Consider the following 9,961-nt stretch of genomic DNA (forward strand, 5'->3'; position numbering starts at 1 on the left):
GCGCTCTACATGGTTGGCGCCTTCGTGGCGTGGCTGCTGCTGACCTATGCCGGGGTCGGCTAATGGGGGGCGCTGGCGGTGGCGCCGGTGGCGGTCGGGCTGCTCGGCATCCTGCTGGAGAAGACGATGCTGTCCCGGCTCTACAAGCTCGACCATCTCTATGGCCTGCTGCTGACCTTCGGTCTGGCGCTGATCCTGGAAGGGGCGTTCCGCCACCAGTATGGCGTTTCGGGACAGCCCTACCCGATCCCCGACGCGCTGAAGGGCGGGCAGAATCTGGGCTTCATGTTCCTGCCCAACTACCGCGCCTGGGTCGTCGTCGCCTCGCTGACCGTCTGCTTCGGCACCTGGTTCGCCATCGAGCGCACCAAGCTGGGCGCCTATCTGCGCGCCGCGACGGAGAACCCGACGCTGGTCCAGGCCTTCGGCATCAATGTGCCGGTGATGGTATCGCTGACCTATGGCTTCGGCGTGGCGCTGGCCGGGCTGGCCGGCGTGCTGGCGGCGCCCATCTATCAGGTGTCGCCGCTGATGGGGACCAACCTGATCATCATCGTCTTCGCCGTGGTGGTGATCGGCGGCATGGGGTCGATCCTGGGCGCCATCGTCACCGGGCTGGGGCTGGGGCTGCTGGAGGGGCTGACCAAAGTCTTCTACCCCGAGGCCTCCAACATTGTCGTCTTCGTCGTGATGGCGATCGTCCTTCTCATCAAGCCCGCGGGCCTCTTCGGACGGGAGCGCTGATCCATGAGCGTCACCAGCAACTCCACCCCTGTCGCCTTGCGCGGTGCCGCCCGCAGCACCGGAACCGTGCTGATCGCCGCCGTCCTGCTGCTGCTTGCCGTCGCGGCCCCCTTCGTGCTGTACCCCGTCTTCCTGATGAAGGTGTTGTGCTTTGCGCTGTTCGCCTGCGCCTTCAACCTGCTGATCGGTTTCGCCGGTCTCTTGAGCTTCGGCCATGCCGCCTTCTTCGGTGGGGCGGCCTACATCGCCGCCCACACGGTGAAGGTCTGGGGTTGGGCGCCGGAGTTCGGGTTGCTCGCCGCCACCGCGGTGGCCGGTTTGATGGGGTTGGTCTTCGGCCTGATCGCCATCCGCCGCCAGGGCATCTATTTCGCCATGATCACCCTGGCGCTGTCGCAGATGGTGTTCTTCCTGGCCTTGCAACTGCCCTTCACCCATGGCGAGGACGGCATCCAGGGCGTGCCGCGCGGCACCCTGTTCGGGCTGTTCGACCTCGGCCAGCCGCTGACCATGTATTACACCGTGCTGGCGATCTTCGTCGGCGGTTTCGCCCTGATCTGGCGCACCGTCCATTCGCCCTTCGGGCAGGTGTTGAAGGCGATCCGCGAGAACGAGCCGCGCGCGGTGTCGCTCGGCTACCGCACCGACCGCTACAAGCTGGTCGCCTTCGTGCTGTCGGCCTCGCTGGCCGGGTTGGCCGGCGGGACCAAGGCGCTGGTGTTCCAGCTCGCCTCTCTGACCGACGTGACCTGGCAGATGTCGGGCGAGGTGGTGCTGATGACCCTGCTGGGCGGCATGGGCACGCTGTTCGGGCCGGTGGTGGGGGCCGGGCTGGTGGTGACCTTGGAAAGCTACCTCGCCTCAACCAGCCTGCCGGTGCCGGTGGTGATCGGCTGCATCTTCGTCGTCTGCGTCCTGGTCTTCCGCCGCGGCATCGTCGGCGAGCTGCTGGCCCGGCTGCCGAAGCGGGGGCACTGACCTAGCCTTTCAGGTTCGCGAAACTCCCCCCAGAAACTCCCCCAGGGGGGACCGGAAGGTCCCCCTCCTTTTCCCGTCGCCGGCCCGCATGGATTGAAGAGCCGAAAAAAGAGACGGGCTATGGCGGAGGATGTAGAGAACAGGTCCGGGTTGCCTTTTTAAAAACCGCACCCGCGCACCGCTCCATGAAGGTCTGATTCGATGAACGGGTGCGGATCGACACCGCGCACCCGCCCGATCCTGTGTGCCTTCCTTTTAAACCGACGGATGGGCTACTATGTTGACCTCTGATATTGTTGGCAAATTGCGCTGCAATGCAGCAGGCCCCGAAGCTGGCATCGCAAGGGGCCTCGACACCGGGATGACGAAGATCGGTCCCGTTTGGGAGGGCGACGTGGGTGACACCGTGGATTTCGAAGCGCTGCGCCAGCGGGCGGTCCACTCCCTGTTCGAGCATCTGGAGTCCATGTGCGTCGGTGCCGTCGCCGTCGACCACACCGGCCGCATCGCCTGGATGGACGAGAAGTACAAGGCCCTGTTGGGGGTTCCCGGCGACCCGCGCGGCCGGCAGGTGGAGGACGTCATCCCCAACAGCCAGCTGCGCCGGGTGATCGACAGCGGCCAGCCGCAGCCGCTGGACATCATGGAGTTCGATGACCGCTCCTTCGTGGTGACGCGGATGCCGCTGTTCGGCACCGACGGAACGATCATCGGCGCCATCGGCTTCGTGCTGTTCGACCGTGCCGAATATCTCCGCCCGCTGGTCCGCAAATACGAGAAGATGCAGGAGGAGCTGGCCCGCACCCAGCAGGAGCTGGCGCATGAGCGCCGCGCCAAATACTCCTTCTCGCAATTCCTCGGCGCCAGCGAGTCGATCCGTGAGATCAAGCGGCTTGGCCGCCGCGCCGCGCAGATGGACTCGACCGTCCTGCTGCTGGGCGAGACCGGGACGGGCAAGGAACTGCTGGCCCAGGCCATCCATTCCGCCAGCCCGCGGGCGTCCAAGCCCTTCGTCGGCGTCAATGTCGCCGCCATCCCGGAAACGCTGCTGGAGGCGGAGTTCTTCGGCGTCGCCCCCGGCGCCTACACCGGTGCCGACCGCCGCCACCGCGAGGGCAAGTTCCAGCTTGCCAACGGCGGCACCCTGTTCCTCGACGAGATCGGCGACATGCCGCTGCCGGTCCAGGCCAAGCTGCTGCGCGTGCTGCAGGAGCGCGAGATCGAACCGCTGGGCTCCAACAAGGTGGTGCGGGTCGATGTCCGCATCATCGCCGCCACCAGCCGCGACCTGCACGCCCTGGTGCGCGAGAAGCAGTTCCGTGCCGACCTTTATTACCGGCTGAACGTGGTGCCGATCACCCTGCCGCCGCTGCGCGACCGGCCGGACGACATCGAGAGCATCGCCGACCGCATCCTGGAACAGCTGGCGATCCAGCAGGGCACCCCGCCGCGCGAGCTGCTGGAGTCGGCGGTGCAGGTGCTGCGCGACTATGACTGGCCCGGCAATGTGCGGGAGCTTTACAACACGCTGGAGCGGGTGGTGGCGCTGACCGACGCGCCAATCCTGACCGCCCCGCACATCCGCAGCGTGCTGCCCGGCCAGCATCCGGCCGGCGCCTCCGCCCTGCCGCTGGCGACCGGTGCGCGGCCGTTGCAGGAGGTGCTGCACGCGGCCGAACGCCACGCCATCGCCGCCGCTCTGGAGGAGGCCAACGGCGTCAAGGCGCGGGCAGCGAAGCTGCTGGGCATTTCGCGCGCGTCGCTGTACGAACGCATGGTGACGCTGGGGCTGGGGGCGACCCAGTAACGCCGGCGTGGCCGTCCGGTCATAAATTTCGTACTGCGGAACACTGTTCCATTGACGTGCTGTCCGGCTGCTGGCAGGATCGTCCCGCGATGTTTTGCGGGAGGAACCGGTCATGCGCAGGCGGGAAGAGGCTCTGGTCGCCGACGATCTGGCGGATGACGAGAAGGACCCGCGCTTCGTCACGGCACTCGCCCGCGGACTGGAACTGCTGCGCGCCTTCCGCCGCAATGAATCGATGCTCGGCAATCTGGAACTGGCGCAGCGCACCGGCCTGCCCAAGCCGACGGTGTCGCGGCTGACCTACACGCTGGCCAAGCTGGGCTATCTCGCCTACGACCAGAACACCGGCAAATACCGGCTCGGCACTTCGGTGCTGGCGCTTGGCTACGCCAGCCTGTCGGGCATGGGCATCCGCCAGGTGGCGCGGCCGCTGATGCAGGAACTGGCCGACCAGACGGGCCTCGCCGTGGCGCTGGGCGGACGCGACCGGCTGAGCATGATCTATCTGGAATGCTGCAAGGCGACCGGCCCGGTCACCCTGTCGCTCGACGTCGGCTCCCACACAAAGCTGTCGACCACCGGCATGGGCCGCGCCTATCTCGCGGCCTTGCCGGAGGCGGAGCGCGCCCCGCTGATGATCAAGCTGGAAGAGCATGAGGGGGACCGCTGGCCGGAGATTCGCGACGGCATCCTCCAGGCCATCGAGGATTACCGGACGCGCGGCTATTGCCGCTCCATCGGCGCCTGGAAGTCGGAGGTGCATGCCGTCGGCGTTCCCTTCGTGCCGCGCGACGGCTCGCAGGTGCTGGCCTTCAATTGCGGCGGGCCGGCCTTCATGGTCGATCTGAAGACGCTGGAGGAGGAGTTCGCACCGCGGCTGGTGGCGATGGTCCGGCGGATCGACGCGACCCTGTTCAACGGGTGAAGGGACGGGTGGATCGCCGTCCCTGTCCGCTCAGACCGGTTTTGCCTATCAGGGCAATCTGAAAAATCGATTGGACAGAACAGGTGCTTAAAGCCATTCTTTGAATTGTTCCAGACAGGATCCCCGCTCCGGGCGGTCCCTGTTCGGCCAGCCATTCNGTGCCGAGGGTGGCCGGTCCCCGGGAAGGGTGGAGATTTCGGGGATGTGCNGGCACGTTCAATCCAACGCCCCGCCGTCTCCGCCCTTCCGGGGTCTGGTCCTCCGGTTCCGGCCTTCCAGCCTCCGCTGCGCCCTGTCAGGCCGCCCTGACCCGCGACAGGAAGCCGTCCACCTCACGGCGCAGGCGCCCTGCCTCCTGGGACAGCAGCGACGCGGCGGACAGCACCTCGTTCGACGAGGTGCCGGCCTCGTCGGCGGCCTTGCTGACGCCCGCGATGCTGGACGAGACGTCCTGCGTTCCCTGGGCCGCCTGCTGGACGTTGCGGCCGATCTCGCCGGTGGCCGCACTCTGCTCCTCGACCGCCGCCGCAATGCTGTTGGAGATCTCGTTCACCTGGGTGATGGTCCGGCCGATGTTGCGGATCGCGGTGACGGCGCTGCCGGTCTGGGTCTGGATTTCCGCGATCTGGGCGGAGATGTCCCCGGTCGCCTTGGCGGTCTGGTTGGCGAGCTGCTTCACCTCGCTCGCCACCACGGCGAAGCCCTTGCCCGCCTCGCCGGCGCGGGCCGCCTCGATGGTGGCGTTCAGCGCCAGCAGGTTGGTCTGGCTGGCGATGGTCTGGATCAGGCTGACCACGTCGCCGATCCGCTGCGCCGCCACGGCCAGCCCTTCGACCGTGCCGTTGGTGCGCTCGGCCTCGCTCACCGCCTGCCCGGAGATGGTGGCGGACTCGGCCACCTGGCGGCTGATTTCGCCGATGGAGCTGCTGAGTTCCTCGGAGGCTGCCGCCACCGTCTGCACGTTGGCCGAGGCCTGTTCGGTCGCGGCGGCGACCGCCGTCGACTGGCGGGCCGTCTCCTCGGCGACCGCCGACATGGTCCGCGCGGTGGACTGGAGCTGGGCTGCGGCGCTGGAGACCGCCTCGACGACGCCGCCGACGCTCGTCTCGAACTCGTCCGCCAGACCGAGCATGGCCTGCCTGCGCTCTGCCGCCGCCCTGGCTTCGGCCTGTTTCGCCTCTTCCTCCAACTCCCGGCTGCGGATCAGGTTGGCTTTGAAGACGCCGGCGGTCTCAGCGATCATCCCGACCTCGTCGCGGCGGCCCGTTCCGGCGATCTCGACCGTCAGGTTTCCGTCGGCGAGACCGCGCAAGGACGAGACGATGGATTTGATCGGTCCGACGATGCCCTTCTGCGAGATCAGCAGGCCGAGCAGAAGGCCCGCCAGCGTTCCGGCACCGGCAAGGGCGAACATCCAGGCCAGCTTCACGGCCGCCATCGTCTCGCTCGCCCGCGCCAGATCGGTCGATTCCTTCTCGGTGAAATTGAGGAAGGCCGTGATATCGGTGCGGAGGTTGCCGATGTCGGCACGGCTCGCCTCGACGGCGACCTTCATCGTCCGCTGCCCGTCGCTGAGCGTGGACGCTCCCTGAATCTTGCGCGCCGTATCGAGGGACGCCGCCAGCTTCTCGTAATAGCCGGGAAGCTGCCGTTCGATCCTTTGCAGGATGACCACCTGCTCCCCCTCGATGGTGCCCTTGAGCCGGGCGATGGCGTCGGCAATCGCCTTGCGGCGCTCCTCGATGGAAGAGGATATGGTGCCAGCCTCGCCCGGATCGATCGCAAGGCTGTATTCGTCGCGGTTGATTTCGGCAAGCAGACGGTTGAGGCGGGAACTGAGACGGACCTCCGTCGTCGCTTCGTCGATGTCACTGATCGCGGTTCCAAGGGATTGCAATCCAATCGCACCGAAACCGGCAATTCCCATGCTTACGACCGAGAGCATGCCGACAATCAGCATGATTTTTATGGAGATCTTAATATCACCCAAAGACATCTCTGTTCCGCCTCCTGAAGTTGCGTATTTTCTTCACAAGTTTACAAGTATTTCTCATTAGAGAAATATTGTTTTCGTCGCATAATCTTAAGAATTCTTTATCTTGCTCTATAAAATACCGCCTATAGAGAAGGTCGTATTTTTGGAATTATTTAAAAGTGTTGCCGGTGGGGGCAATGCCCGGGACTCGGGTGGACCGGCCCCTCAACCGTTTGCGCTTTTGCGGTCGGGAACTCTTCAGGACGGCGGCCCGTTTTCGGGATGCGGCTGGAGTCCGGCAGGGGAGAAGTGGCTTGGCAGGCGGCTTGACGGACTGGCTGGTGCAGGTGATGCATCACCTCCACTATGTCGGGATTTTCTTCCTCGTGGCGCTGGCGCGGGTCTTCCCGCCGATCCCTGCCGAGTCGGTGATTCCGCTGGCCGGGATCGGGGCGGCGACCGGCGAGTTCACGCTGGTCGGGGTCGCCATCGCCGGCGGGCTCGGCTCGCTGGCCGGCCAGTTGGTGTGGTTCCTGCCCAGCCGCCTGATGGGGCGCGACCGGCTGGAGGCGTTCTTGAAGACATACGGCCCCTGGCTGACCATCAATCCGAAAAAGGTGCGGCAGAGCACCGACTGGTTCGCCAGGCGCGGCGGCATCGCGGTGCTGTTCTCGCAGCCGGTGCCGGGGGTGCGGACGCTGATCTCCATCCCGGCCGGCGCCTGCAAGATGTCGATCCTCAACTATTCGCTGGCATCGGGCATCGGGTCGGTGCTGTGGACGCTGCTGCTGGCCTGGACCGGCTATATGCTGTCCACCTGGCCCTTCGCCCACCGGCTGGTCGGCTATTTCACCATCGGGCTGCTTGTGGTGCTGGTCGGCCTCTATCTGTGGCGGTTGACCAGGCACCTGCATCTGCTGCGCAAGGGCGGCGTCGCCCGGGAAGCCCCGACCGTCACGCCGTCAGCTGGCTGAGGGGGGCCGGCTGAGGATTCAGGCCGTCGCCATCCCGACTATGCCGGTGGCGGCCATGCCCAGCGCCCACAGGCCGAACAGGCCCAGCGCCACGCCGGTGCAGTGGTTCAGCATGGTCAGCCCGCGGTCGGAAATGCGGTGGCGCACGGCGGCCACCCCCATCGACAGCGTCATCCACCACAGCGACGAGCCGATGAAGACGCCCAGCACCAGCGTCGACGCCTCCAGCCGGTCCAGCGTGCCGCCCAGCCCGAAGCCGGCGAAGATGGCGATGAAGGCCATGATGGTCGCCGGGTTGGTCAGGGTCAGCGACAGGCCGGTCATGAAGCCGGTGAACCAGGATTTGCTGTCGGGTGCGGAGGCCGCCTCCCGTTCGTCCGCGTCGGGATGCTGGCGGAAGGTGCGGACCGCCACCACCAGCAGGAAGATGCCGCCAACCAGCTGGAAGGCGATCTCGTGCCCGCGCAGGAAGCTGAGCGCCGCCGACACGCCGAAGGCGGCGATGGCGCCATAGAAGGTGTCGGCCACCGCGGCGCCGAACCCGGTGAAGAAGCCCATCAGCGGGCCGTGCTGCAGGGTGCGGCGGATGCACAGCAGACCGATCGGCCCGACGGGTGCGGCGATGGCGAATCCGAGAACGATTCCCTGCAAGAGCACCCAGACTTGATCCACCGAGCGTCGTCCCCCCGAGTTTCCATGGCCCGCATCGAACGGCCGTGCATGTCGCCGGTTCGTCGCAACGACTATCGGCGGGGGTGATAAACGCCCCCGTCCCCGTCGTCAACCAGGGGCACTCCGATTTGCTGCATGGTTTCGTGTGCTTTCCCTGTTGTGCGGAATGATGGCGCGGTTATCCTTTGGGTCAAGTTTCCGCAGTCGGGAGTTGGTGGGACATGAAGACGCGCATTCTTGCAGCCATGCTGGCGATGACCGCAGCCGGTGCCGCCGGCGGCGCTCCGGCGCTGGCCGACGATTTCTCGCCGGCCGTGGTCTTCGACCAGGGCGGCAAGTTCGACAAGTCCTTCAACGAGGCCGCCTACAACGGCGCCGAACGGTTCAAGAGGGAACCGGCACCGCCTACCGCGAGTTCGAGATCACCAACGAGGGGCAGCGCGAACAGGCGATGCGCACGCTGGTGCGCCGCGGCGCCTCGGTCATCGTCGCCGTCGGCTTCTCGCAGACCGCGGGGTGGACAAGGGGGCGGAAGGAATCGCCGAACACCAAATTCTGCCTGATCGACGACAAGCTGGACGCCCCCAACGTCCAGTCCGTGACCTTCAAGGAGGAGGAAGGCTCCTTCCTGGTCGGCATGGCGGCGGCGCTGGCGTCCAAGACCGGCAAGGTCGGCTTCGTCGGCGGCATGGACATCCCGTTGATCCGCAACTTCCTGACCGGCTACGAGCAGGGCGTGAAGCATGTCGCCGCCGCCGACGAGGTGTTCGTCAACATGACCGGCACGACGCCGGCGGCCTGGAACGATCCCGGCCGCGGGGCGGAGCTGGCCAAGAGCCAGTTCGGCCGCGGCGCCGACGTGGTCTTCGCCGCGGCGGGCGCCACCGGTCTCGGCGTGCTGCAGGCGGCGGCCGATGCCGGCAAGCTGTCCATCGGCGTCGACAGCAACCAGAACCATGTCCATCCCGGCAAGGTCCTGACCTCGATGGTCAAGCGGGTGGATGTCGTCGTCTATGACTGCATGAAGTCGGCGAAGGACGGCAGCTGGAAGGCCGGCCACCGCGTCGTCGGGTTGAAGGAGGATGGCGTCGGCTATGCGCTGGACGACAACAACCGCAAGCTGATCACGCCGGAGATGGAAGCGAAGCTGGAAGAGGCGAAGACGCAGATCATCGCGGGCGCGCTGACGGTCAAGCCGTACCAGCCGTAAGCGGACCCTTCATGACGCAGGAACTCTTGCCGGCCGTCCGGTCGGACGTCGCCCGATCCGATATCGCCCTGGAAACGGTGGCGATCAACAAGTGGTTCGGCACCAACCATGCCAACCGCGACGTGTCGCTGTCGGTCCCGGCCGGCACCATCCACGGGGTGATCGGCGAGAACGGCGCCGGCAAGTCGACGATCATGAGCATCGTCTACGGCTATCTGCGCGCCGACGGCGGGGAAATCCGGGTGAACGGCAATCCCGCCGCCATCCGCACCCCGCGCGATGCGCTGGCCGCCGGCATCGGCATGGTCCACCAGCACTTCATGCTGGTGGACCCCTTCAGCGTGCTGGAGAATGTGCTGCTGGGGGCGGAAGGCGGCGTTACCCTGGCCGGCGGCCTCGCCCGCGCGCGGGCGGAACTGACCCGGCTGGCCCGCGACTATGGGCTGGAGGTCGATCTCGACAGCCCGGTCGGCGACCTGCCGGTCGGCGCCCAGCAGCGGGTCGAGATCCTGAAGGCGCTCTACCGCGGCGCCGACATCCTGATCCTCGACGAGCCGACCGGCGTGCTGACCCCGCAAGAGGCCGACCATCTCTTCCGCATCCTGCGGGCGCTGCGCCAGCAGGGCAAGACGGTGATCATTCATCACCCCCAAGCTCCGCGAGATCATGGAGCTGA

Annotated in this window: 6 protein-coding genes and 3 pseudogenes; 7 read left to right on the top strand and 2 right to left on the bottom strand. The window is 66.6% G+C overall.

The genetic code is table 11. The features are described 5' to 3' along the window. The 4 genes and pseudogenes from I71_RS26520 to I71_RS26535 form a co-directional block, all read left to right on the top strand. Nucleotides 1-744: pseudogene (locus tag I71_RS26520) on the top strand (branched-chain amino acid ABC transporter permease); the annotation flags it as partial. Between the two features lie 3 nt (nucleotides 745-747). Further along, on the top strand, nucleotides 748-1,722 hold the full coding sequence (locus I71_RS26525; RefSeq protein WP_042701037.1) for a branched-chain amino acid ABC transporter permease: 975 nt from the start codon (nucleotides 748-750) through the stop codon (nucleotides 1,720-1,722). Between the two features lie 394 nt (nucleotides 1,723-2,116). Further along, a complete protein-coding gene (locus I71_RS26530) occupies nucleotides 2,117-3,529 on the top strand; it encodes a sigma-54-dependent Fis family transcriptional regulator (protein WP_042701044.1) in 1,413 nt (470 codons plus the stop codon). Nucleotides 3,530-3,641: 112 nt separating this feature from the next. Then, nucleotides 3,642-4,454 carry an IclR family transcriptional regulator gene (locus I71_RS26535; RefSeq protein WP_042701039.1) on the top strand — a complete coding sequence of 271 codons (813 nt, stop codon included), beginning with the start codon at nucleotides 3,642-3,644 and terminating at the stop codon, nucleotides 4,452-4,454. Nucleotides 4,455-4,749: 295 nt separating this feature from the next. Here the strand turns inward: I71_RS26535 and I71_RS26540 are convergent, their stop codons facing one another. Continuing rightward, the gene (locus tag I71_RS26540; RefSeq protein ID WP_244434066.1) at nucleotides 4,750-6,399 is read right to left on the bottom strand and encodes a methyl-accepting chemotaxis protein; all 1,650 of its coding nucleotides are present in this window, start codon (nucleotides 6,397-6,399) and stop codon (nucleotides 4,750-4,752) included. A gap of 344 nt (nucleotides 6,400-6,743) precedes the next feature. On the opposite strand from I71_RS26540, the gene I71_RS26545 reads away from it, so the two are divergent. Continuing rightward, nucleotides 6,744-7,403, top strand: coding sequence for a DedA family protein (locus I71_RS26545; protein ID WP_049976347.1), 660 nt, complete (start codon nucleotides 6,744-6,746; stop codon nucleotides 7,401-7,403). A gap of 18 nt (nucleotides 7,404-7,421) precedes the next feature. Here the strand turns inward: I71_RS26545 and I71_RS26550 are convergent, their stop codons facing one another. Next, nucleotides 7,422-8,075: a LysE family translocator gene (locus I71_RS26550; protein ID WP_042701042.1), complete on the bottom strand. Its 654-nt coding sequence runs from the start codon at nucleotides 8,073-8,075 to the stop codon at nucleotides 7,422-7,424. Nucleotides 8,076-8,296: 221 nt separating this feature from the next. Here I71_RS26550 and I71_RS26555 point away from each other — a divergent pair. Beyond that, nucleotides 8,297-9,285 (top strand): annotated as a pseudogene (locus I71_RS26555) (BMP family protein). Nucleotides 9,286-9,296: 11 nt separating this feature from the next. Next, nucleotides 9,297-9,961 (top strand): annotated as a pseudogene (locus tag I71_RS26560) (ATP-binding cassette domain-containing protein); the annotation flags it as partial.

Source organism: Azospirillum sp. B506, assembly GCF_000333595.1.
Taxonomy (GTDB): domain Bacteria; phylum Pseudomonadota; class Alphaproteobacteria; order Azospirillales; family Azospirillaceae; genus Azospirillum.